26 protein-coding genes are annotated in these 22,665 nt (G+C 71.5%); 12 read left to right on the top strand and 14 right to left on the bottom strand.

Annotation, left to right across the window (positions count from 1 at the left end; translation table 11 throughout):
- Window positions 1-7: 7 nt before the first annotated feature.
- Complete coding sequence (locus ACQP1P_RS21660; protein WP_433088811.1) at window positions 8-922, bottom strand: carbohydrate ABC transporter permease; 915 nt, start codon at window positions 920-922, stop codon at window positions 8-10.
- Complete coding sequence (locus ACQP1P_RS21655; RefSeq protein ID WP_433088809.1) at window positions 919-2,268, bottom strand: ABC transporter substrate-binding protein; 1,350 nt, start codon at window positions 2,266-2,268, stop codon at window positions 919-921. The genes ACQP1P_RS21660 and ACQP1P_RS21655 overlap by 4 nt, the downstream gene beginning before the upstream one ends.
- A gap of 160 nt (window positions 2,269-2,428) precedes the next feature.
- On the opposite strand from ACQP1P_RS21655, the gene ACQP1P_RS21650 reads away from it, so the two are divergent.
- Window positions 2,429-3,202, top strand: a complete 774-nt coding sequence (locus ACQP1P_RS21650; protein WP_433088807.1) for a FadR/GntR family transcriptional regulator — start codon at window positions 2,429-2,431, stop codon at window positions 3,200-3,202.
- Window positions 3,203-3,251: 49 nt separating this feature from the next.
- Here ACQP1P_RS21650 and ACQP1P_RS21645 read toward each other — a convergent pair whose 3' ends face one another.
- The gene (locus ACQP1P_RS21645) at window positions 3,252-4,631 is read right to left on the bottom strand and encodes an extracellular catalytic domain type 1 short-chain-length polyhydroxyalkanoate depolymerase (protein WP_433088805.1); all 1,380 of its coding nucleotides are present in this window, start codon (window positions 4,629-4,631) and stop codon (window positions 3,252-3,254) included.
- 129 nt (window positions 4,632-4,760) lie between these two features.
- Here ACQP1P_RS21645 and ACQP1P_RS21640 point away from each other — a divergent pair, with 129 nt between their 5' ends.
- On the top strand, window positions 4,761-5,717 hold the full coding sequence (locus ACQP1P_RS21640) for a PaaX family transcriptional regulator (RefSeq protein ID WP_433088803.1): 957 nt from the start codon (window positions 4,761-4,763) through the stop codon (window positions 5,715-5,717).
- Between the two features lie 82 nt (window positions 5,718-5,799).
- Here ACQP1P_RS21640 and ACQP1P_RS21635 read toward each other — a convergent pair whose 3' ends face one another.
- Both ACQP1P_RS21635 and ACQP1P_RS21630 read right to left on the bottom strand, forming a co-directional pair.
- Window positions 5,800-6,870 carry a ricin-type beta-trefoil lectin domain protein gene (locus tag ACQP1P_RS21635; RefSeq protein WP_433088801.1) on the bottom strand — a complete coding sequence of 357 codons (1,071 nt, stop codon included), beginning with the start codon at window positions 6,868-6,870 and terminating at the stop codon, window positions 5,800-5,802.
- 291 nt (window positions 6,871-7,161) lie between these two features.
- Window positions 7,162-7,533 carry a hypothetical protein gene (locus ACQP1P_RS21630; RefSeq protein ID WP_433088799.1) on the bottom strand — a complete coding sequence of 124 codons (372 nt, stop codon included), beginning with the start codon at window positions 7,531-7,533 and terminating at the stop codon, window positions 7,162-7,164.
- A gap of 246 nt (window positions 7,534-7,779) precedes the next feature.
- Between ACQP1P_RS21630 and ACQP1P_RS21625 the strand changes: the two genes are divergently transcribed.
- Window positions 7,780-8,106 carry a hypothetical protein gene (locus tag ACQP1P_RS21625; RefSeq protein ID WP_433088797.1) on the top strand — a complete coding sequence of 109 codons (327 nt, stop codon included), beginning with the start codon at window positions 7,780-7,782 and terminating at the stop codon, window positions 8,104-8,106.
- 255 nt (window positions 8,107-8,361) lie between these two features.
- On the opposite strand, the gene clpB is transcribed toward ACQP1P_RS21625, so the two are convergent.
- From clpB to ACQP1P_RS21595, 6 genes are read right to left on the bottom strand one after another with little or no spacing between them, the layout of a single operon-like run.
- Window positions 8,362-11,004, bottom strand: a complete 2,643-nt coding sequence (gene clpB / locus ACQP1P_RS21620; RefSeq protein WP_433088795.1) for an ATP-dependent chaperone ClpB — start codon at window positions 11,002-11,004, stop codon at window positions 8,362-8,364.
- The gene (locus ACQP1P_RS21615; RefSeq protein WP_433088793.1) at window positions 10,986-11,285 is read right to left on the bottom strand and encodes a chaperone modulator CbpM; all 300 of its coding nucleotides are present in this window, start codon (window positions 11,283-11,285) and stop codon (window positions 10,986-10,988) included. The genes clpB and ACQP1P_RS21615 overlap by 19 nt, the downstream gene beginning before the upstream one ends.
- Window positions 11,282-12,244 (bottom strand): DnaJ C-terminal domain-containing protein, encoded by a 963-nt coding sequence (locus ACQP1P_RS21610; protein ID WP_433088791.1) that lies wholly within the window; start codon window positions 12,242-12,244, stop codon window positions 11,282-11,284. The genes ACQP1P_RS21615 and ACQP1P_RS21610 overlap by 4 nt, the downstream gene beginning before the upstream one ends.
- On the bottom strand, window positions 12,237-12,776 hold the full coding sequence (locus ACQP1P_RS21605; protein WP_433088789.1) for a nucleotide exchange factor GrpE: 540 nt from the start codon (window positions 12,774-12,776) through the stop codon (window positions 12,237-12,239). The genes ACQP1P_RS21610 and ACQP1P_RS21605 overlap by 8 nt, the downstream gene beginning before the upstream one ends.
- 3 nt (window positions 12,777-12,779) lie before the next feature.
- Complete coding sequence (gene dnaK / locus ACQP1P_RS21600; RefSeq protein WP_433088787.1) at window positions 12,780-14,687, bottom strand: molecular chaperone DnaK; 1,908 nt, start codon at window positions 14,685-14,687, stop codon at window positions 12,780-12,782.
- A 51-nt stretch (window positions 14,688-14,738) separates the two neighbouring features.
- Window positions 14,739-15,308 carry a general stress protein gene (locus tag ACQP1P_RS21595; protein WP_433088785.1) on the bottom strand — a complete coding sequence of 190 codons (570 nt, stop codon included), beginning with the start codon at window positions 15,306-15,308 and terminating at the stop codon, window positions 14,739-14,741.
- 459 nt (window positions 15,309-15,767) lie between these two features.
- On the opposite strand from ACQP1P_RS21595, the gene ACQP1P_RS21590 reads away from it, so the two are divergent.
- Both ACQP1P_RS21590 and ACQP1P_RS21585 read left to right on the top strand, forming a co-directional pair.
- Entirely contained in the window at window positions 15,768-16,928 is a 1,161-nt protein-coding gene (locus ACQP1P_RS21590; protein ID WP_433088784.1) for a glutathione-independent formaldehyde dehydrogenase, read from the top strand.
- Window position 16,929: 1 nt separating this feature from the next.
- Window positions 16,930-17,505, top strand: a complete 576-nt coding sequence (locus tag ACQP1P_RS21585; RefSeq protein ID WP_433088782.1) for a type 1 glutamine amidotransferase domain-containing protein — start codon at window positions 16,930-16,932, stop codon at window positions 17,503-17,505.
- Between the two features lie 55 nt (window positions 17,506-17,560).
- Here the strand turns inward: ACQP1P_RS21585 and ACQP1P_RS21580 are convergent, their stop codons facing one another.
- Entirely contained in the window at window positions 17,561-18,526 is a 966-nt protein-coding gene (locus tag ACQP1P_RS21580) for a methyl-accepting chemotaxis protein (RefSeq protein WP_433088780.1), read from the bottom strand.
- A 176-nt stretch (window positions 18,527-18,702) separates the two neighbouring features.
- On the bottom strand, window positions 18,703-19,287 hold the full coding sequence (locus ACQP1P_RS21575; RefSeq protein ID WP_433088779.1) for an RNA polymerase sigma factor: 585 nt from the start codon (window positions 19,285-19,287) through the stop codon (window positions 18,703-18,705).
- Between the two features lie 117 nt (window positions 19,288-19,404).
- Here ACQP1P_RS21575 and ACQP1P_RS21570 point away from each other — a divergent pair, with 117 nt between their 5' ends.
- From ACQP1P_RS21570 to amaP, 7 genes are read left to right on the top strand one after another with little or no spacing between them, the layout of a single operon-like run.
- The gene (locus tag ACQP1P_RS21570) at window positions 19,405-19,890 is read left to right on the top strand and encodes an Asp23/Gls24 family envelope stress response protein (RefSeq protein ID WP_433088777.1); all 486 of its coding nucleotides are present in this window, start codon (window positions 19,405-19,407) and stop codon (window positions 19,888-19,890) included.
- On the top strand, window positions 19,887-20,246 hold the full coding sequence (locus ACQP1P_RS21565; protein WP_433088775.1) for a hypothetical protein: 360 nt from the start codon (window positions 19,887-19,889) through the stop codon (window positions 20,244-20,246). The genes ACQP1P_RS21570 and ACQP1P_RS21565 overlap by 4 nt, the downstream gene beginning before the upstream one ends.
- Window positions 20,234-20,473: a hypothetical protein gene (locus ACQP1P_RS21560; RefSeq protein ID WP_433088773.1), complete on the top strand. Its 240-nt coding sequence runs from the start codon at window positions 20,234-20,236 to the stop codon at window positions 20,471-20,473. The genes ACQP1P_RS21565 and ACQP1P_RS21560 overlap by 13 nt, the downstream gene beginning before the upstream one ends.
- Window positions 20,474-20,521: 48 nt before the next feature.
- Window positions 20,522-20,704, top strand: coding sequence for a hypothetical protein (locus ACQP1P_RS21555; RefSeq protein ID WP_433088771.1), 183 nt, complete (start codon window positions 20,522-20,524; stop codon window positions 20,702-20,704).
- Complete coding sequence (locus ACQP1P_RS21550; RefSeq protein WP_433090075.1) at window positions 20,704-21,063, top strand: Asp23/Gls24 family envelope stress response protein; 360 nt, start codon at window positions 20,704-20,706, stop codon at window positions 21,061-21,063. Before ACQP1P_RS21555 ends, ACQP1P_RS21550 begins: the two co-directional genes overlap by 1 nt.
- A gap of 23 nt (window positions 21,064-21,086) precedes the next feature.
- Window positions 21,087-21,623: a DUF6286 domain-containing protein gene (locus tag ACQP1P_RS21545; RefSeq protein WP_433088769.1), complete on the top strand. Its 537-nt coding sequence runs from the start codon at window positions 21,087-21,089 to the stop codon at window positions 21,621-21,623.
- On the top strand, window positions 21,623-22,198 hold the full coding sequence (gene amaP / locus ACQP1P_RS21540) for an alkaline shock response membrane anchor protein AmaP (RefSeq protein ID WP_433088768.1): 576 nt from the start codon (window positions 21,623-21,625) through the stop codon (window positions 22,196-22,198). The genes ACQP1P_RS21545 and amaP overlap by 1 nt, the downstream gene beginning before the upstream one ends.
- Window positions 22,199-22,215: 17 nt before the next feature.
- On the opposite strand, the gene ACQP1P_RS21535 is transcribed toward amaP, so the two are convergent.
- Window positions 22,216-22,644, bottom strand: a complete 429-nt coding sequence (locus tag ACQP1P_RS21535; protein WP_433088766.1) for a hypothetical protein — start codon at window positions 22,642-22,644, stop codon at window positions 22,216-22,218.
- Window positions 22,645-22,665 lie beyond the last annotated feature (21 nt).

Below are 22,665 nucleotides of genomic sequence, written 5' to 3'. Positions count from 1 at the left end.
GGACATGTCAGTCCCTCTCGAACAGCCCGCCGCGCGTCACGAAGACGGCCGACAGCGCGAGGGCGATGATCAGCAGCAGCAGCGCGACGGCGGCCGCGGCGTTGAAGTCGTTCTGCTGGAACGCGTAGAGGTACGCCAGCTGGTTGAGCGAGTAGTCGTTGGGCACGACGGCGTTGCTGGCCTGGGACAGCAGCTGCGGCTCGACGAACAGCTGCGTGCCGGCCGCGAGCGACATGATGCCCATGTACGAGATCCACTTGCGCAGCAGCGGCAACTGGATGCGCCAGGCGATCTGAATCGTGCTCGCGCCGTCGATGCGGGCCGCCTCGATCATGTCGGGGCTGATGTTGTTCAGGGCGCCGTACATGATCACGATCCACCCGCCGGCGCCGGTCCAGAAGGCGATGACGGCGAAGATCGGCGGCAGGTTGCCGGGTGCGATCACCTGGTTGAAGCTGGTGAATCCGGCCAGCCGCAGCAGCCCGGCCACCGGGCTGGCGGTCGGGTCGAGCACGAACAGCCACAGCAGCACGCTGGACGCGCCCGCGACCGCGCCCGGCAGGTAGAAGACCAGCCGCAGCGCCCGGCTCAGCCAGCGGACCCGGATCGCGTGCACCACGATCGCCAGGAACGTGACCAGCACGACCAGGGCGACCAGCCAGGTGAGCAGGAAGGTGGCGACGTGACCCACTGCCGGCAGGAACCGGAAGTCATCGAACACCTTGGCGAAGTTGCCCGCGCCGGCGAAGCCGCCCGCGCCGTCGGTGAATGCGAGGAACACGGCGTACAGCGCCGGGAACACCCCGAACACGGCGGCCAGGACCGTGTAGGGCACCACGAACCCGTAGGACATCGCGCGGTGCGTGCTCGTCGACCGAGGCCGCGCGCCCACCGGGCGCGCGGCCTCACGCACGATCGTCATGCGACCGTGTATCCGTCGACCTGAGCCTGGTTCTTGATGGCCGTCTGCCACTCCGGTAGCAGACCGACGAGGCTCTTGCCGCCGGCGATGGCCGGGGTGACGGTCTTGGCCCAGATCGCCTCCTGGCTGAAGATGCCGGAACCCCAGCCGTTCCAGATCTGGGTGCCCGCCTTGATCAGCGGCTGCAGGTCGGTGGCGTAGTAGCCGCTGCCCTCCTGCTTCTTGATCCATTTGTCCGCGGCCGGCGCGTAGGCGGGGTAGCCGGGGGCGAGGTTGACCTGGTAGTCGTCGGCGGTGGTGACGAACTCGGCGAACTTCGCGGCGGCCTTGAGGTTCTTCGAGTGGCTGCTGATGAACCAGGTGCCGCCGCCCACGTTGCCGGTCACCGCCTCCTCGCCTCGCCACGGCAGCGGCGCGGCGACGCCGAGCTCACCCTTGGGGACGTTGAGCGACTGCGGGTTGTTGAAGATGGCGCCCGAGTACCACGCCGGGCCGGGCATCATGAGCACCTTGCCGGTGTAGGACTTGACGAACTCCGGGGTGAAGACGCTGACCGAGGGGGTGGTGCCGTTCTTGATGAGCACGTCGAGCATGGCCGCGACCCGCTTGCACTCGGTGCTGCCGGTGTTCACCGTCACCGACTTGGGTCCCGTGATGCCGTTGGCCTGGCATTTGCCGCTCCAGAAGTACACCTCGGGGGCGAAGGAGTCACCGACGCTGCCGACGATGTAGCCGGGGTGCTCGCGGGCCACCCGCTCCCCGAGGGCCTGGTACTCCTCCCACGTGGCCGGCAGGGTGTAGCCGAACTGTTGCAGCAGCGCCTTGTCGTACCAGAGCACCACCTGGGCCAGGTCGTTGCGCAGGCAGTACACCTTGCCGCCGACGGTGCAGGGGTTCAGCGCCCCGGCGGTGAAGTCGGCCAGGGTCTTGTTCTCCACGAGCCCGTGGTCGAGCACGGCGGCGAACGCCTGTTTGCCGTTGGTCGCCTGGCTGGCCCAGGCGGCGTCGTTGTTCTGGCTCGAGAAGACCACGTCGGGCCACCCGCTGCCGGCGCGGTCGAAGAGCTGCATCTTGGTCCGGAAGGAGTTCGATCCGTTCGCCGACCCGTCGTAGGTGACGACCTCGAGCTTCACGTCCGGGTTGGCCTTCTTGAACGCGTCCACCGCGCCCGCCCGGTCGGCGTCGACCCAGACGGTGATCGGCGCCTTGTCGTCCTGGGCGACCTGCGCAAAGCCGTACGAGCCCTCGGAGGTGCCGCCGGACTTGCCGCAGCCGGCGAGGGTGAGCGCGACGGTGAGCGCGGCGGTGCTGATCACGGCGGACCGGCGGCGGCAGGTTTGTCTCATTCGCAACATATGCACGTCCTTGTCGGTGAGGCCCTGTTGCGCAAGATTTCACTGCGACGCAATGTAAGGGCATACGTATGATGTTTGCAAGCATCAGATCGGTCGCGGTCGTACACTGTCCGCGGGCCGTGCCACGACCGCCGCGCCCGACGGAGGATTCATGACGACATCCCGGGCCGAGCCGGACGGTCACGCCGTCACGCCGCCGGCATGGGTACGGCGCCCGGCCAATCTGGGCCGGGCGGTCACCGCGGAGCTGGTGGAGCGCATCGTGCGCGGTGTCCATCCGCCCGGCACGCCGCTACCGCCAGAGCCGGCCCTGTGCGAGACGTTCTCGGTCAGCCGCACGGTGATCCGCGAAGCGATGAAGGTGCTGCAGGAGAAGGGGCTCGTCCAGGTCCGCCAGGGCAGCGGTACTGTCGTGACGCCCCCGTCGAAATGGAACATGCTCGACGAGGTCGTGCTCGGCGCGGCCGTGGCCGAGGACGAGAGCCTGGCGATCCTCGACGACCTCGTCGTCACCCGCCGCCTGCTCGAGTCGGACATGGCCCACGTCGCGGCGCGGCTGGCGGACGAGCCGACCATCGAACGGATGCGGGCGACGGTCGAGCGGATGGACGAACTCGTGGACGACCACGTCACCTACGAGGAGCACGACCGCGCCTTCCACGACCTGATCATGGATGCGTCCGGGAACCGCATCGCCCGGGCCGTGGTGAAGGCGCTGGTGAGCCAGGTGCTGCACACCGCGCGGTACGTCGGCCGCACGGACCGGATGCTGTGCATCGCGTCGAATCTCGGGCACCGGCGGATCTACGAGCGCATCGCCGCCCGCGACCCGGAGGGCGCCGCCGCCGCGATGTTCGCCCACATCAGCGACGCCTGGCTGGGCCGTCGCGGCGGCCCGAGCGACGCGGCCCGGCTGCGGCGGTAACGCCGGTCCCGGCCGCGGCGACCCAGCGCCGCGGCCGGAACGTCCGGTGTCAGCCGAGCGTGCAGGCGGCGCCGTTGAGGGCGAACGCCGCCGGGCGGGCGGTGTTGCCCGTGTGGGTGGCCTGGAAGCCGATCGTCGTCGACGCGCCCGGTGCGAGCACGGCGTTGTAGTTCATGTTGCGTGCGGTCACGGCCCCGGAGGCCGGGCTGTACTGGGCGTTCCAGCCCGAGGTGATGGCCTGGCCGGACGGCAGGGTGAAGGTCAGCGCCCAGCCGTTGACGGTGCCGCTACCGGTGTTCGTGATGGTGATGCTCGCGGTCAGCCCGGTGTTCCAGGCGCTGATCGTGTCCGTGACGCGGCAGGCGGCCCCGCCCGGCGGCGGGCTCGACACCGGCGGGCTGGACACGGGTGGGCTGGAAACAGGAGGACTGGAAACAGGAGGACTGGAAACAGGAGGACTGGACGCGGGGGGACTGGAGGCCGACGGGCCGCCGGTGCCGGTGAGGCCGAAGAACGCGATGGCGTACGCGGCCATGCCGGCCGAGGGCAGGCTGTGCCCGGCACCCTGGATGCTGTACGCCTCCACCTGCACCGTGCCGGTGCCATCCGCGTAGCGGCGGCGGTTCCAGCCCGGCTGCGGTGTGTCCGTGGACGTCGGCGTCTGGCTCAGGCCGAACACGTTCGTCCACTGTTCGACCTCCTCCTGCAGCAGCGAGTACGGCACGAGCGTGTCGCTGGTGCCGTGCCACAACTGCATCCGCGGGCGCGGCCCGGAGTACCCCGGATAGGCCTGCCGGACCGCGTCGCCCCACTGTTGCGGGGTGCGGTCCATGCTGCCGCCGGTGCACCGGCTCGTGCCGGGCGGATAGTCCGCGGCGTTGGCGAAGCAGGTGAACGGCACGCCCATGAACGCCGCACCGGCCTTGAACACGTCCGGGTACAGGGCCAGCATCTCGTTGGTCATCATGCCGCCGGATGAGCTGCCGGTCGCGTAGACCCGGTTCGGGTCGCCGCCGTACTGCTGCTCCGCGTACGTCACCATCGACACGATCGACACCGGGTCGCTCCCGCCGCCGCGCCGCTTGGCCGCGTCGGACCAGGTGTCGAAGCAGTTGCCGAAGCCGGCCTGCTGCGTCGCGGTCGGGTAGATGACGATGTAGCCGTACCGGTCGGCAAGGCTCGCGAACTCGCTGCCCGAGTAGAAACCCGGGCCGGAGCCGCCGCAGCCGTGCATGGCGACCACGATCGCCGGGCGGGCCGGTCGCGCGTCCGGGACGTACACATGCATCCGCATGCCGCCCGGGTTCGCGCCGAAGTTGGTGACCTCGGTCAGCGTCGCCGCGTACGCGGGCCGCAACGCGACCGTGGTCAGCCCGGCGAAGGCGAGCAACGCCACCGGGCCGAGCAGGAGTTTCCGTCTGAAGCGCATGCGCCTACTCCTCGTCTGGTCGGACGGATCACGGCGCGGCTCCCAAGCCATCGTGCGGCACTTAGTGTGCGCCCGGGACACATAAGTGTCAATCGATGCCGCATGCACCCGAGGCACTACAGTCGGGCCGTGGCCGACCCGTTCGACATCGAGGAGATCTTTCCGGACGACGACGCGCCGGTACGGCTCCCCCGCCAGCAGTCCGGACCGGCGCCGCAGGGCCTGGCCGTGACGCTGATGGCGGACTACACCCTGCGGACCCGCGCGTGGCTGCCGTCGGCCGCCATCGTGGCGCTGCTGATCGAGTCCGGGGTGAGTGAGGCGGGCGCCCGCACGGCGATCAGCCGGCTGGCCCGCCGGGGCGTGCTGCAGGGGCGGCGGGAGGGCCGGCACAGCTCCTACCGGCTGACCACCGCCGCGGCCGGCCAGCTCTCGGCCGGCGGTCAGTGGATCGTGTCGTCGGCGGCCGGGGCGGAGCCGTGGGACGAGTGGTGGACGCTGATCGCGTTCTCGCTGCCCCAGCAGGAGCGCGCTCGCCGCCGGGAGCTGCGCAACCGGCTGCGCTGGCTGGGGTACGCGCCGCTGTACGACGCGCTGTGGATCTCGCCGCACGCACTCACCGACCCGGTCGCGGCCCGGCTCGCCGAGGTCGCCCCGGAGGCGATCACGGTGTTCCGCGCCCGGCACGCCGAGTTCGGCCCGGTCAGCCGGCGCGATCCGCTGCAGGCCTGGGACATCGCGGCGATCGCCGCGCTCTACGACGAGTTCGTCCGGCGGTGGCGGCCGCTGCTGCACCGCATCGCCGCCGGCCGGGTCGGCGGCGCGGAGGCGGTACGCGCCCGCACCGAGGTGATGGACACGTACCGCCGCTTCGCCGTGCTCGATCCCCGCCTGCCCGTCCGGCTACTGCCGCCGGACTGGCCCCGGCCGGCGGCCCGGGACGTCTTCGCCGCCGTCTACGACGGACTGGCCCGGACCGCCGAGGAGCACGTGCGCACGGTCGCGACCCGGCATGCCGACGGGTCGATGGCGGCCGTCAGCGCGCACACCGTCGCCGAGGTTCTCGCCGGTGTCGGGGCGTCATAGGGTGAGGTTGCGCTGCTGTACCGTCCACTGTGGCCGGCGCCCGGATCCTCCTCGGGCGGCTTGGATCGTCAGGGCGACCCTCTCAGCGGCTCCACCGCTGGTTGCCGGCGGCCGTGCAGGTCCACAGCACCACCGGTGTGTTGTTGGCGGTTGCGGCGCCGTAGACGTCGAGGCACAGACCGGACGAGACGCTGCTGATCGTGCCGTTGGCGTTGAGGCTCCACTGCTGGTTGGTGCCGCCGCTGCAGTCCCAGATCTGCACCCGCGCACCGGCCGTGGCACCGGTCGGCGCGTCGAGGCACTTGCCGAGGGCCTGCAACGTGCCCCCGGTGGCGGCCCAGCGCTGGTTGGCGTTGCCGCTGCAGTCCCAGATGATCGGCTGGGTGCCGTTGGCGGTGTTGCTGCCCGGCACGTCGAGGCAGCGCCCGGACGCGGCGCCGACCAGCGCGGAGCCGGTGCCGCCGCCGGTGGTCTCGAGACTGCCGGGGACGGACCGCAGGGCGCTGTACCAGGCCGCGGCCATCTTGTCGTAGCCGCCGGCCGTCGGGTGGACGCCGTCGATGAGCTCGGCGGTGCTCACGACGCTGTGCATGTCCACCAGATGCACGTGCTTGCCGGCGTTGACCTTGCTCTGCACGATGCCGGGGATCGCCGCGTTGAACGTCCGCGCCGCCGACTCCTGGGCGGCGTTGGCGAGCGGAATGATCGTGGCGACGAAAATTTCAGCGCCCGGCACCGCCGCGGCGATGTGGTCGATCAATGTCGAGAGCCGGCCCGGCGCACCGGAGACGTTCGAGTTCTGCAGAATGTCGTTGGTCCCGATGTGCAGCAGCACCGTGCGCGGGGTGGTGTTTCGCAGCCAGCCGGCGATGTTCGCGTCGATCTGGTCGATCCGCCACCCCGGATGGCCCTCGTGGTCGTGATCGCCCAGACTCGACGGGCCGTTGTACTGCGAGCCGACGAAGTCGACCCGGTAGCCGCCCGCCGCCAGCCGCTGCCAGAGGCCGATGCGGTACCCGCCCGGGACCTGCGTGCCCTCGGTGATGGAGTCACCCAGCGGCATCACCCGCACGCCCCCGTTGGACTCCGCGGACGCGGCGGCCGGGTGCAGCAGCGCACCGGCGAGCATCGCCGCGAATGTGAGCGCTGCCATCCGCGCCCAACGACCCGGTCCACGCATACCCGATCTCCTTCAGCCAAGAACATGCATTGCCGATTACCGATTGATGAAGCGGCGCCAGAATGCGCGTTCGGGCATGGCAAATCAAGGCCGAATTTGTGTTATCCGCCAACCGAATGGAGAGTCGTACGCCATTGTTCGCCATCGACAACCGACTTTTTGCACGCCGGAATCGACTCGTCATTGCCGCGGCGTCGGGCACCTTCCTCGGGAGGCACGCGGAGCCGCCCCGCCGGACGCGCGGGGCGGCTCCGCGCGGTGGGCTCAGCCGCAGTTGGCGGTGAACGCGTACCAGGTGTAGCCGCTCGTGCCCGGGGTGAAGATCGGGCCGACGTGGTACGTCGTGGGCGTGGTGCCGTTGCAGAAGTAGGTCAGGGAGCCGTTGCTCGACGCGACGAAGCTCCACGGGTAGCCGGACGCGCCGTTGTAGCGCTCCAGGACCAGGTAGGCGCTGGCCGGCGAACCGGGGCAGGCGTTGCTCGCGGTCACCCGGATCGCGGTGCTGTCGATCGAGTACGTGTAGGTGAAGCCGTAGCAGGAGTCGGCCGGGCCGGCGGCGGCCGGCTGGGCGGGCGCCACTGCGGGCACGAGGGCGGCGGTGGCGATGGCGGTCGCGGCGATGGCGCGAAGCTTCATGGGTCAACCATTCGTGCGCTCGGAACTCGGAACGAGCATGACCGGGCCCGGGTGGTCAACCCTGTGATCGACAGGATCGCCCGTGGTAAATCTGGTGCGACGATCGTAGCTTCGGCATCAGGCTGGCGCAATAACTCGACGAATTGACGAAATTACCTACGGCGCTGGCCCGCCCGGACCCGCGAACGCTGGTGCGCAGTCGTTGGCGGCGGGCGCGGCTTCGCACTCGAGAGCAAGATGAACGCTATGCACGCGACGAATCGCGCCGTCCCCCGTCGGCTGCTGCTCGCCGGCGGCCTTGGCGTGCTGGCCGGCGCCGGGCTCGGCGGATGTGTGGTCGACGAGCATCACCCCTCGGTCGCCGGTGGCGACGGCACGCCGGGACCACCGTTCCCGAACTCGGTCGACCACCGGTACGGCACCACCACGATCACGGCGCGGCCGGAGCGGGTTGCCGCCCTCGGCAGGGGCGACGCCGACCTGGCCGGCGCGTTCGCCATCGGTACCGCGCTGAGCATCCCGTACGCGCTGGATCGCTTCGTACCAATGGCCAGGAAGGCGCTGGGCGGATAGCACTCGCCCGGACCGTCGGCAGATCGCGGCGGCATTGCCTTCAGCACGTCGCGAACCGGTGCAGGGCGTCGAGCGCGGCCGCCGAGCAGCAGCGCGGTCATCGCGCCCTCACTGTGCCCGACGACCATGAGCGTGTGCGGGTCGGTCGCCGGCTGGTCGCGCAGCGACTCGTAGGCGGCCCGGGCCTGACGGACGAACGCCGGGTAGTCGAGTGCTTCCGGGTGGTCGCGGTAGGCGCCGACGCTGCTGGGCACCCTAGGACGGCGCCGCGCCGACGTCGGCCGGTGCGCCGACCGGTTCGATCTGCAGACCGGCCCGGCCGAGGTCGACCCGGATGACTGTCTCGTCGCGAATCTCGTCCCGCAGCAGGATGCGGGCGATCGGCGTCTCGATCTGGCGCTGCAGGTACCGGCGCAGCGGCCGGGCGCCGAACACCGGGTCGAAGCCCTCGGCCGCGATGTGCCGCCGGGCCGCTTCGGTGACCTGCAGCCCGACGCGGCGCTCCTCCATGAGCCGGTCGCGCAGGTCCTGGAGCATGAGGTCGACCACCTGCTCGATCTCGGCCAGGGTCAGCGGCTTGAACAGCACGGTCTCGTCGACGCGGTTGAGGAACTCCGGCCGGAAGTGCCCGCGCAGTGTCGTCATGACCGCGGCGCGCGCCTCGTCGGTGAGCACTCCGTCGCTGGTGACACCTTCGAGGAGGTACTGCGAGCCGATGTTGCTGGTCATGATGACGACGGTGTTGCGGAAGTCCACGGTGCGGCCCTGCGAGTCGGTGAGGCGGCCGTCGTCGAGCACCTGCAGCAGGGTGTTGAACACGTCGGTGTGCGCCTTCTCGATCTCGTCGAGCAGCAGCACGGAGTACGGCCGGCGGCGCACGGCCTCGGTGAGCTGGCCGCCCTCCTCGTAGCCGACGTAGCCGGGCGGGGCGCCGACGAGCCGGGCGACGGTGTGCCGTTCCTGGTACTCGCTCATGTCAAGGCGCACCATGTTCTCGTCGGTGTCGAACAGCGCCTCGGCGAGCGCCTTGGCCAGCTCCGTCTTGCCGACGCCGGTGGGGCCGAGGAACAGGAACGACCCGATCGGGCGGCGCGGGTTGCGGATGCCGGCGCGGGCCCGGATGATCGCGTCGGTGACCGCCTGCACCGCCTCGTCCTGGCCGATGACCCGTTCGTGCAGCAGCTCGTCGAGGTGCAGCAGCTTCTCCCGCTCGCCCTCGAGCAGCCGGCTGGTCGGGATGTGCGTCCATCGGGATACGACCTGCGCGATCTCGTCCGGGGTGACCACTTCCCGCAGGAGCCGGTGACCGCCCTGCTTCGAGGTGAGCCGCTCCTCCTCGGCCGCCAGCTTGCGCTCCAGCTCGGGCATCCTGCCCAGCCGCAGCTCGGCCGCGCGGTCCAGGTCGTAGGCGCGTTCGGCGTGCTCGGCATCGCGGCGGACGCGTTCGATGTCCTCCCGCAGCGCCTGGACCTTGCGGATCGCCAGCCGTTCGGCGTTCCATTGGGCCCGCATCGCGTCGACCTGGGCGCGCAGATCGGCGACCTCCCGCTGGATCTGGTCGCGGCGGGCCACGCTCGCCGGATCCTCCTCTTTGGACAGTGCGGCCTGCTCCATCTCCAGCCGCATCAGCCGGCGGCCGGCCTCGTCCAGCTCCGCCGGCTGGGAGTCGATCTCGGTGCGCAGCATCGCGCAGGCCTCGTCGACGAGGTCGATCGCCTTGTCCGGCAGGTAGCGGTCCGGGATGTACCGGTGGGACAGCTGGACCGCGGCGACGAGCGCGCCGTCCTGGATGCGCACCCCGTGGAACACCTCCAGCCGCTCCCGCAGCCCGCGCAGGATCGTGACGGCGTCCTCGGGCGTCGGCTCCTCGACCAGGATCGGCTGGACCCGCCGCTCGAAGGCCGCGTCCTTCTCGATGTGCTTGCGGTACTCCGCGAGGGTCGTCGCGCCGATCATCCGCAGTTCACCGCGGGCGAGCATCGGCTTGAGCATGTTCCCGGCGTCGAGGGCTCCCTCGGTGGCGCCGGCGCCGACGACGGTGTGCAGCTCGTCGATGAACAGCAGGATGGTGCCCTCCGCGGCGCTGACCTCCGACAGCACCGCCTTGAGCCGCTCCTCGAACTCGCCGCGGTACTTCGCCCCGGCGACGAGCGAGCCCATGTCGAGCGCGAAGATCGTCTTGTCCCGCAGGCCCTCGGGCACGTCCTGGTCGACGATGCGCTGGGCGAGACCCTCGACGATCGCGGTCTTGCCCACGCCGGGGTCGCCGATGAGTACCGGGTTGTTCTTCGTCTTGCGCGACACGATCTGTACGACGCGGCGGATCTCCTCGTCGCGGCCGATGACGGGGTCGAGCCGGCCGGCGCGCGCGTCGGCGACCAGGTCCCGGCCGTACTTCTCCAGGGCCTCGTACGCCACCTCCGGGTTGGCGGAGGTGACCCGTTGCGAGCCGCGCATGCCGGTGAGGGCCGTGAGCAGTCGCTCCCGGCTGATGCCGAGGTCGCGCAGGATCCGGCCGGCGGCCGTGCCGGTGTCCTCGTCGACCAGCGCGAGCATCAGGTGCTCGACGGAGACGTATTCGTCCTTGAGCCGGCCCGCCTCGCGTTCGGCGGTCTGGAGCAACCGGGCCAGCCGCTGGGTGATCAGGACCTGGCCGGGCTGGGCGCCCGGCCCGGAGACCGACGGCCGGCGCCGCAGTTCGCCCTCGACCCGCTCGCGGACCTGGTCGACGTCGCCGCCCATGGCGACCAGCAGCCGCGGCACGATTCCCTCGGACTGGTCGATGAGGGCCAGCAGCAGATGTTCCCCGTCGGCCTCGGGGTGGCCGAAGCGCAGGGCCTTGGTCTGGGCGTCGTGGAGGGCTTGCTGAGATCGTTCGGTCAGCCGGTTGAGGTCCATGACCGCCTCCTGAGCGTTGCTTCCAGTTCGTCGATGCGGTCGAGCAGGTCGAGTACGACACCGATGGCGGCGTAGTTGAGCGGCAGGCCGGTATGCAGCCGGTGGATCCGCGCCGCGACGGCCAGGTCCGCCGCCCGGAACCAGCGGATGCCGCGGGCGTCCACGAACGGCTCCAACAGTCCCAGCGCGGCGAGCCGGGCGACCAGGTCCGGGTGCAGCCCGGCGGCGGCGGCGAAGTCGTCCATCGACAGGTACCGCGGCCGCACCAGCGCGTAGGTCATGACGCACCTCGCGGTTCGAACGAGGACACCTTCGCCAGCTGTTCGAAGAGGCGGCGCTCCTCGTCGGGCAGCCGCTCCGGCACCACGATCTTGACCGTCGCGAACAGGTCACCGGGTCTGCCGCGGGGGTTGGGCAGGCCGCGGTCGCGCAGTCGCAGACGCCGCCCGCACGACGAGCCCGCGGGCACCCGCACCTGAACGGCCCCGCCGGGCGTCTCCATCGGCGCGACCGCGCCGAGAGCCGCTTCCCAGGGCGCCACCGGCAGGTCCACGATGATGTCACGGCCCTCGACGTGGTAGCGCGGGTGCGGCGCCAGGTGGACGACCAGGTACAGGTCGCCGGGGGGTCCGCCGCCGGCGCCCGAGGAGCCCTGCCCGGCGAGCCGGACCCGCTGCCCCTCGGTGACCCCGGCCGGGATGTTCACGTCGTACTGCCGCGGCTGCCCGTTCCGGCCCGGCAGCGTGAACCGGCGCCGGACGCCGTGGTAGGCGTCCTCGACGGTGATCGTGATCTCGGCCTCGGTGTCGGCGCCGGGCGAGGGCCCGTAGCCGCGCGCCCGCCCGGACCGCCGACCGTACAGGCTCTCCAGGAGGTCCTCGACGTCGATCCCGCCGCCGGCGCGGGACGAGTACTCCCGCGGGCCGCCGAACCCGCCGAAGCCTCCGAACCCGGCGCCACCCCCGCCGGCCCGGGCACCGGCCCGCGCACCGGCCTGCTCGTAGTCGTCGGGCACCTGCCGCCACGCCTCGCCGAACCGGTCGTACTTGCGCCGGCTCTTCGGGTCCGACAGCACGGCGTAGGCCTCGTTGATCCGCTTGAACCGGTCCTCCGCACCTGGGGACTTGTTGACGTCCGGGTGGTGGCGGCGCGCCAGGGTGCGGTACGCGCGCTGGATCTGTTCCGCGTCGGCGTCCCGGGGCACGCCGAGCACCTCGTAGAAGTCGGTTCCGTCAGACACCGTCCGCTCCGCCGTCCCCTCGGGCGTCCCCGGCGCCGGTGGCGGCGTCGCCGGGCAGTTCCGGCAACGCGCTCACGACAACCGTGGCGGGCCGCAGCAGCCGGTCCCCGGCCGCGAACCCGGGCCGCAGCACCCGCACCACCGTGCCGGGCTCGGCGCCGGTGTCCCGGACCACCTCGGCCGCCTCGTGCCGCCGCGGGTCGAACGGGACGCCGGGCGCGTCGATCGGTTCGAAGCCGAGCTGCGACAGGACGCGCACGGCCTGCTCGCGTACCTGCCGCACGCCGGCGACGATCGACTGCGGGTCGGCATCGGCGTGCCGCAGCGCCAGGTCGATGTGGTCGAGGACGGGTAGCCATGCCGCGGACACGGCGAGCCGCTCGGACAGCCGCAGCGCCGCCGTGTCCCGGTCGGCCGCCTTGCGGGTGTTCTCCACCTCCGCGAGCGCCCGCTGCAGACGATCGGTGAGCTCCGCGGCCTCGTCGCCGCCGGACGGCGGTGTCGGGGGCGCGGATGCGATCGGCTCGGTCATGGCTCACCCCGCGGAGAAGTCGGCATCGATGACGTCGTCGCTGCCCTCGGCGCGGGCACCGGCGGATTGCTGCCCGCCCGGCTGCGGCCCGCCGGGTCCCTGCCCGGCCGACGCACCGGCGGGCTGGGCGCTGAGCGAGTACAGCGCCTGCTGGAGGTCACCGGTCAGCTGACGGGCCCGCTCCAGCGGCGCCCGGTCACGCACCGCCTGCCGAGCCTCCTCGACGAGCATCGAGGCGCGGGCGCGCTCGTGCTCCGGCACCTGGTCGCCGAGGTCGCCCAGGCGGCGCTCGACCTGGTAGGCGATGCTGTCCAGCGCGTTGCGGGCGTCGACCTCCTCCCGCGTCCGCCGGTCCTCGGCCCGGTGCTGCTCGGCCTCCCGGACCAGCCGTTCGACCTCGGCAGTGTCCAGCGTGCCGCTCTCGGTGATGGTGATCTTCTGTTCGGCGTTCGTGTCCTTGTCCCGGGCGGAGACGTTGAGGATGCCGTTGGCGTCGATGTCGTAGGTGACCTCGATCTGCGGCGCGCCGCGCGGGGCCGGACGGATGTTCTCCAGCCGCATCCGGCCGAGGACCCGGTTGTCGGCGGCGCGTTCCCGCTCGCCCTGCAGCACCACGACGTCGACGGCGGGCTGGTTGTCCTCCGCGGTGGAGAACACCTCGCTGCGCCGCGTCGGGATGGTGGTGTTGCGCTCGATGACCTTCGTCATGAGCCCGCCCAGGGTCTCGACTCCGAGCGACAGCGGGGTGACGTCGAGCAGCACGACGTCGCGCACGTCGCCCTTGAGCACCCCGGCCTGGATCGCCGCGCCGAGCGCGACCACCTCGTCCGGGTTGACCGTCATGTTGGGTTCCTTGCCGCCGGTCAGCCGGCGGACGAGGGCCTGCACCGCGGGCATCCGCGTCGCACCGCCGACGAGGATGACCTCGTCGAGGTCGTCCGCGGTGACCTTGGCGTCGCTCATCGCCTGCCGCACCGGGCCCATCGTCCGCTCGAGCAGGTCGTGCGTCAGCTCCTCGAACCGGGCGCGCGTGACGGTCGCCGTGAGGTGCTTCGGCCCGTTCGCGTCGGCGGTGATGAACGGCAGGTTCACCTGCGTCTGCGTCACCGACGACAGCTCGATCTTGGCCCGCTCGGCGGCCTCGGTGAGCCGCTGCAGCGCCTGCGGGTCCGTGCGCAGGTCGATGCCCTGCTCCCGCTTGAACTCCTCGGCGAGGTGGTCGACCAGGCGGTGGTCGAAGTTGTCGCCGCCCAGATGGGTGTCCCCGGCCGTGGCGCGCACCTCTACCACACCGTCGCCGACATCGAGGATGCTCACGTCGAACGTGCCGCCGCCCAGGTCGAACACGAGGACCGTCTCGTGGCCCTTCTTGTCCAGCCCGTAGGCGAGCGCGGCCGCGGTGGGCTCGTTGATGATCCGCAGGACCTCGAGCCCGGCGATCTTGCCGGCGTCCTTGGTCGCCTGCCGCTGGGCGTCGTTGAAGTACGCCGGGACGGTGATCACCGCCTCGGTGACCTTCTCCCCGAGATACTTGCCGGCGTCCTCGGCGAGCTTGCGCAGGATCTGCGCGGAGACCTCCTCCGGCGAGATCAGCTTGCCGCGTACCTTGAAGCGCACCATGCCGTCGGGACCCGGCGCGACGTCGTAGGTCACCGTGGCGATCTCCTCGGCGACCTCGTCGAACTTGCGGCCGATGAACCGTTTCGCCGAGTACACCGTGCCCTTCGGGTTCAGCACCGCCTGCCGCCTGGCCAACTGCCCGACGAGCCGCTCGCCCGTGTCGGTGTAGGCGACTACCGACGGTGTCGTGCGGCTGCCCTCCGCGTTGGGCACGACCGTCGCCTGGCCGCCCTCGAACGCCGCGATCACCGAGTTGGTCGTGCCCAGGTCGATCCCTACAGCTCTGGCCATGAGTCGGTCTCCTCCCGCCTGTGCGGACGCCCGCCCGTTCCGGACGTGTTGTCAGCGTTCCTGCGTGCGGAGCAGCTGCCGCGCCTGGTCGGCGTACTCGGCCTCGACCATCACCGAGTACGTGTTCGCCTGGATGGCGCTCGCGGAGCTGAAGTCCCGCCGGCCGCCGGTCATCGCGTGGGCGAACGCGCCGAACACCGCACCCCACACGATCCCCGCGACGACGGCGAACACGACGACCTGCCACCAGGCACCGACGGCGAAGATGCCGAGCAGGATGCCGATCAGCAGGCCGAACCAGGCGCCGGTGCCGGCTCCCGCCAGCGCCGAACGCGCCGTGGTCATCCGGCCCAGCACCTTCTCCACGAGGCGTACGTCGGTGCCGACGATGGTCACGCGGTCGACGGGAAACTTCTCGTCGGACAGGAGGTCCACGGCGCTCTGCGCGGACAGGTAGTCCGGATACGTCGCGACCGTCACCATCGGCCGCTGACCCACCCGGGCCTTCCAGGCCGGAGCGCCCCGGCCCTCGGCGACGTCCGGCGTGGCGGGACGCTCGTGCGTACGGAACGGCATCGCGCTGCTCTGGTACGGGCTTGCGGAGTTGCCGGGTCCGGTCATGACGACAACGCTCCTTTCCGGAATGATCGGCCGACGACATCGCGGTCGTCGGCCGAGACCACACCAGGTGCGGACCGGGCGACGCGTTCGGACGGCCTGCTCGGCGGCCCGCCGCTCGTACTCCCGCTCGACCTCGCCGCGCAGGGTCACCCAGCCCGTTTTTTCGAGCGTTCACCGGGTCGGGGCGACGGTGCCCATCCTTCACGGGTGAGACGTCGTCCCGGGTGACCTCGACGCCGCGCTCCTGTGCGACCGGGTCCCGATCGGGCGCCGCGGGCGGCCTGCGGACCGACCGCGTCGATGCACTCGTCCGATCCCCGAGTCCCGCTTCACTCGCCGCAGGTCAGGTTCGCGGCGCGACGCCGAGCAACGCTTGGACGGCGCGATCACAGAGCCGAGTCCTGAGCATTTCAGCTCTGATCCGGGGCCGCGGAAGACGTCCACGAGGGGGAAGCAGCGATGAAGGCAGTGGTGTACGAGGGGCCACGGCAGGTCAGGGTCAAGGATGTGCCGGACGCGCGGATCGAGCGCCCGACCGACGTCCTGGTTCGCATCACGTCGGCGAACATCTGCGGCTCGGACCTGCACATGTACGAGGGCCGGACCGACTTCGAGCAGGGCCGCTGGTTCGGGCACGAGAACCTGGGCCAGGTGGCCGAGGTCGGCTCCGGCGTCGACAAGGTCCGCAAGGGCGACTGGGTCGTCCTGCCGTTCAACATCGCGTGCGGACACTGCAAGAACTGCGAGCGTCAGCTGACGAACTACTGCCTGACCGCCCAGCCGGAGCCGAACCTGGCCGGCGCCGCGTACGGCTTCGCCGACATGGGCCCGTACGGCGGCGGGCAGGCCGAGCTGCTGCGCGTGCCCTGGGGCGACTTCAACTGCCTGCGGCTCGGGGAGGACGCCGAGCAGCGCCAGACCGACTACGTGATGCTCGCCGACATCTTCCCGACCGGCTACCACGCCACGGAGATGGCCGGCGTGCGGCCCGGCGACCAGACCGTCATCTACGGCGCGGGCCCGGTCGGGCTGATGGCCGCCCTCTCGGCGACCATCCGCGGGGCGAGCAAGGTGATGGTCGTCGACCGGCACCCCGACCGGCTGCGCTTGGCCGAGTCGATCGGCGCGATCGCCATCGACGACTCCAAGACCGATCCGGTGCAGGCCGTGCTCGACGAGACGATGGGCCTGGGCGCGGACAACGGCTGCGAGTGCGTCGGCTACCAGGCGCACGAGCCCGACGGCGAGGAGCGGCCCAACCTGACGATGAACCGGCTGGTCGCCTCGGTACGCTTCACCGGGAAGATCGGCAATGTCGGCGTCTTCCTGCCCCAGGACCCGGGCGCCAACGACGAGCTGGCGAAGCAGGGCAAGCTCGCCTTCGACTACGGCATGTTCTGGTTCAAGGGCCAGCACATCGGCAGCGGCCAGGCCCCGGTCAAGCGGTACAACCGGCAGCTGCGCGACCTCATCGCCGCGGGCAAGGCCGAGCCGTCCTTCATCGTCAGCCACGAGCTGCCCCTCGACCGCGCGCCGGAGGCCTACGAGCACTTCGACAAGCGAGACGAGGGCTGGACGAAGGTCGTCCTGCACCCGGCGATGGCGGGAGCGGGTGCGTGACATGGCTGGAGTGCTGAACGGGCGGCGGATCGCCATCCTCGCGGCCGATGGGGTGGAGCGGGTCGAGCTGGAGCGGCCGCGGCAGGCACTGGAGGACGCCGGCGCCCGTACCGTCGTCGTCTCCATCGCCAACGGCGAGATCCGGGCGCGCGACCACGACCTCGAGGACGCCGGCACCTTCGCGGTGGACCGACTGGTCGGCACGGCGTCGGTCGGCGACTACGAGGCACTACTCCTACCGGGCGGGACGGTGAATCCGGACAAGTTGCGGATGGAACCCGCCGCGGTGCGGTTCGTCCGGGACTTCGTCCAGTCGGGCAAGCCGGTCGCTTCCATCTGCCACGGCCCGTGGAACTTCGTCGAGGCCGACGTCGCGCGGGGTCGCCGGCTGACCTCGTGGCCGAGCGTGCGCACCGACCTGCGCAACGCCGGGGCAGAGGTCGTAGACGAGCAGGTCGTCACCGACGGCAACATCACCACGAGCCGGTCCCCCGACGATCTGCCCGCGTTCTGCGAGCGCATCGTGCGGGAGTTCGCCAAGGCCCCGGCGCCCGCCGGCACCCCAGGGCAGGCATGAGCCCGTCGACCGTCCGCGACCGCACGCTGCAGGCACTTCGCCCGGTTTCGAATGATCACCGACGACTCGGCGCTGACAGCTTCTGTTCGCGGACCAGCGAGTCGACGGCCTCTCGCGTAGCGCGAAGTGCCTGCATCGTGGCGTTGATCTCTTGGATGCTCCTGACCGCCTCGCCGGTGCGGGTGCGGATCTCCTTGATCTGCACCTCGATCTGCTCGGTGGCCTGACCGGTCTCGGTCGACAGCTCCTTGACCTCACCGGCGACGACGGCAAATCCCTTGCCCGCGGTTCCGGCCCGCGCCGCCTCGATGGTGGCGTTGAGTGCCAGCAGATTCGTCTGGGCCGCGATGCTCGTGATCAGTTTGCCCACGTTGCCGATCTCCACGCTGCTGGCGTCCAGCTTGCTGATGGTCGCCGCCGCCTCGTCCGCCCGGGCGGCGGCCGCACTCACAGCCTGCCCGAGGTCGTGACTGACCTGGTCGAGTTTCGCCGCGGACGTGGTCAGCTGGTCGAGCTGGCCCTCGGCCGTGGCCATGAGACTCTTCTCGCGGTCGATGTCGAAGAGTGCACCGGCGACGCGCAGCGGCACACCGTTGCGGTCGCGCTTCGTCGCCCCGGTCGCGCGAAACCAGCGATAGCTGCCATCCTTCAGAGCCAACCGGTACTCGATGTCGTACGGGATCCGTCCGGTTCGATCGTTGAGGTGGTTCATGAACGCCGTGACCACACGGTCCACGTCCTCGGGGTGCAGGCGGGACGACCAGCTCGACAGGATGTTCGGAAAGTCCCGCTCGTCGGTGAAGCCGAGCATGTGGCGGAAATCCTGGGACCAGTTGAAGACGTTGTCCGGGTTCACCGGATCATCAGCGACGACGTCCATGTCCCACAGGCCGATCCCGGCCGCGTCGGTCATGAGTTCGAACCGCTCGAGGGCTGCCGCATGCCGCTCACGGAGCGACGCGACCTCCGCCCTGAGCGCGTCACATTCGGACGATGCCGCGTCCTGCTGCGTGCTGTCCACCGTCGAAGGTCGGACTGCGGCCGAACCGTCTCGTCCCCGCCGCCAAGCCATACGCGTTCCCCTAGCTCACGGAACCTTTCTGCTCCCTCAATCGGCTGCTCGACGCCGACCTGAGGGTTTTGCCGCAGACGGTCCGAGCGGCGGGATGCGTGCGGGGAAACAGCCACACGCAGCGGTCACCTCCAGTCGTGCAGCCTGGTGGCGAGCGTGCGGCGGGCGCGGTACAGGTGGCTGCGGATCGCCGGGACGGTGCTGCCGGTGATCGCGGCGATGTCGTCGTAGCTGCGCCCCTCGAACTGGTACAGGACGAGGGCGACGCGTTGGGCGGCGGGCAGGCCGGCGACGGCGGCGGCGACCGCGACGGCGGCCTGGTGCTGTTCGGCCTGATCCGCCGGGCCACGGGCCGGATCGGCCGGTTCGGGTACCGCGTCCAGCGGGCGGGTCCAGACGGCGCGCGTGCTCTTGTTCAGCGCCCGCGTGATGACGATGCGGTGCAGCCAGGTGGCGAAGCTGGCATCGCCCCGGAAGCCGGGCAGGGCGAGCCACGCGGCCAGCAGCGCCTCCTGGGTGACGTCCTCGGCATCCTCGCGGTTTCCCAACACCCCGAGGGCGGCCCGGTAGGCGCGCGGGGCGTGGCGTTCGACGAGGACACGGTACGCGTCGAGGCAGCCGTCCTGGGCGCGCCGCACCAGCAGCGTGTCGTCGGCGGAGCCTGCCACGGTCCGGGCCGGCCGCCTGATGTCCGGGGGACGGAGGCCCATGATCGCTGACGTGCCCACGGGTACCGAGAGAAAACCTGCCGCCAGTGCGCGAGGTTTCGCCGGTTCCGGTGTCCAACAGAGGACGGTGGCCCTCGACCACGAAGGAGCGCACCACTCATGACCCAGACCCAGAACCCACCGAGGACCGGCGAGACGAGGCCGGCAGCCCGCGGCGGCACGGAAGTCAAGGGCCCGATCCAGCAGAACCGGCTCGCCACGGACGAGGGCAAGATCAGTGTCGCCGAAGGCGTGGTGCAGAAGATCGCCGGTATCGCCTGCCGGGAAGTCACCGGCGTGTACGCCATGGGTGCCGGCACCAGCCGCGCGTTCGGAGCGCTGCGCGAGAGAATTCCGGGCAGCACCGGGCCCAACGTCGCCCAGGGCGTCGGCGTCGAGGTCGGCGAGACGCAGGCGGCGGTCGACCTGGACGTCGTCGTCGAATACGGCGTCGGCATCGCCGATCTCGGCCGCGGCATCCAGCGCAACGTCAAGCAGTCCATCGAGCGGATGACCGGGCTGGAGGTCGTCGAGGTCAACATCAACGTCGACGACGTCCACCTGCCCGAGTCCGACGAAGCATCTGGCGAGTCGCGGGTGTCATGACCACCGTGTCCGCCTCGCCGCCGGCCGTGGTGCACGGCGTCGACGTGGCGGCGGTGGCCGCCGCGGTGGCCGCCTGCCCCGCCGTCGCCGGCCTGGTCACCGGCCGCCCCGGCGGCCCGGCGACCTATCTGCCCGGGCAGCAGGTCGGCGGCGTGCGCATCAGGCCGCACCGGCTGGAGGTCGCGGTCCGGGCCCGGTGGGGCGTGCCCGCCGCCGAGGTCGCCGCGCAGGTTCGCCAGGCGCTGCGGACGCTCGCGGCGGACCGGCGCGTCGACGTCGTCATCGCCGACCTGACCGACCCGCCGCCGGCAGTTGCCGGGCCGGCGGAGCGGGAGGCGGTGGAGTGCGAGCACTGAACGACGACCCGCAGCGACGGGCGCGGCGACGGGCCTTCATCCGAGCCCACCACCCCGACCTCGGCGGCGACGCGGCAGTGTTCATCGCCGGCCTCGCGGCGTTCGACGAGCCCGCCGCGCCGGAGGCGACCCGGCTGGTCCGGGTGACCGTCGTGCCCGATCGGCCGTTGCTGGTCCGGCTGCTGCGCTTGCTGGCCCGACACCGCCGGCCGGCGCGGGTCCGGTAGCCGGCCCGCACATTTTCCGCAGGGATGTCTTCCCAGGGACGTGAGAATATGAACCGTATCGCCTTCGGTACCGCGATCGGCATGGCGCTGGGATTCGCGGTGGCCTTCGGCAGCTTCGGCCAGATGCTGATCGTCGCGGTGTTCACGGCCCTCGGCTACGGCGTCGCCAAGGTGGTCGCCGGCGACGTGGTGGACTTGCGCAGCTACCGCATCACCCGCAGCGGCAAGTGATGCTGGGCCACACGCAGCTCCGCGCGGTCGAGCAGCCGCCCGGCTCGATCACCGTCGCCGAGCGGGTGGTGGCGAAGCTCGCCTCGCGTGCGGCGCTGGAACTGCCCGGCGCCGCGGCCGCCCCGCGGCGCGTCCTGGGCCGGGCCACGCCCAAGGCGTCGGCCCGGGTCGAGGGCGATGTCGCCGTCATAGACTTGGAGCTCAGCGTGCGCTGGCCGGCGTCGGTGCCGCGGGTCACGGCCGATGTCCGCCGTCACGTGCGGGAACGGTTGACTTCCCTGACCGGCCTGACGATCGCCGAGGTCCGCATCGTCGTGACCGACCTGGCCACGGCAACCCCGTCGTCGCGCGTGCGCTGACAGCCCATGGGCAGGAGGGCGTTGTGAGACTGGTCAACCGGCTGCTGGCCCTGATCGTCAGCCTCGGGCTCGTCGCGGGCGCGGTGGTGGTCGTGGTCGACGTGGTCGCGGTCCTGACGGGTCACCGGCCCGTCGCCGCGGACTGGCTCGCCGCGTATCGGTGGGGCAGCCACATGACGTGGGCCAGCGGCGAGGTCCGGCTCATCTGCGTACTGCTCGCGGTGGTCGGCCTGGTCCTGCTGGCCATGGAACTCAAGCCGCGCCGCCCGGCCAGGCTGAGCACCGACAGCGACAACCCCGCCACCGACGCCGCGTACACCCGCCGCAGCGTCCAGCTGGCGGTCCGCGACGCGGTCACCGACGTCGACGGCGTCGACGACGCTGCCGTCACCGTCCGGCGCCGGCGCGTCCACGTCCACGCGAAGTCCGTCGCACGCGAGCCGGCACCGGCGGCCTCGCTGCGCGACAGCGTCACGCAGGCCGCGCGATCCCGCCTCGACGCGCTCCAACTGCACCGGTCCCCGAAGGTGACCGTGCGCGTCTCCGCGAAGGCGCACTGATGCACGCCGACCGCACCAACCGCGTCGCGCTGGCCGTCCTCGGACTGGTCCTGCTGGGTATGGGCGTGACCGGACTGCTGCTCGGGGCGGAGTTCTTCGGCGCCCGCGCGGCGCACCGGACCCTGGTGGACAACGACGTCGTCCGCTTCGCCATCGCGCAACGCGACTGGCTGTGGCCGGTCGTGGCGGTGTTCGCGGTCGTCGTCGCGCTCCTGGCGCTGCGCTGGCTGCACACCATCCTGTTCTCCACCGGGCGGCTCGCCGGCATCCGCGTGGCCGGCGATCGCGCCGCCGGTCGCACCACCCTCATCTCCGCCGCGCTGCGCGACGCCGTCTCCGGCGAGATCGAACAGTACCGCGGCGTGCGCTCCGCCCGCACCCACGTGGAAGGAAGCCCGGCCGACCCCCGGCTGGCCGTCACCGTCCACGCCGACCGCGACGCCGACCTGGCCGCCCTGCGCCACAACATCGAGGACAACGCCCTCATCCACGCCCGGCACGCCCTCGACGCGCCCGCCCTGCCCATCCGCCTGGACGTCACCACCGCACGGCGCCGCGGCCCGCGGGTCACCTGACGGTACCGCCCGGCGACTCAGCCGAGGCCGGGTGAGTAGACCCAGGTGACCGGTAGCTTCATGTCGGGGGTATGCATCGCCAGATCGTGGTCCTCGATCCGGAACCCGGCACGCAGCAGCGCGTGCCCGGCGGGATGCGGGCCGGGCAGGCAGAGGGAAACCTCGGCGGCGCCGAGGCGGCGCGACGCGGCGGTGAGGGCCTCCGGCGCGTCCCGCTCGCCCGGGCAGGTCAGGTGGGTGAGCGTACCGCCTTCCGCGACGCCCGCGGCCACCAGCCGCGACGCACGGTGCACGAGCACGCCGACGCCGGACCAGGAGTCGTGAGCGGGGGCACGGACGCCGCCGGTCAGCTCCCGGTCCGCGGCGGCCACGGCCGCGGCCTCGACGGCCGTCGCGACACATGGCCCGGCGCCGGCGGCGGGCGCGGGCCCGGTGAGGTACAGCAACGGCCACCCGCACCTGCCCGC

This window comes from Dactylosporangium sp. CA-052675 (genome assembly GCF_050947935.1).
Classification (GTDB): domain Bacteria; phylum Actinomycetota; class Actinomycetes; order Mycobacteriales; family Micromonosporaceae; genus Dactylosporangium.
The sequence above is the reverse complement of the archived record's forward strand: the minus strand, read 5'-3'. Positions and strand labels throughout refer to the sequence as shown.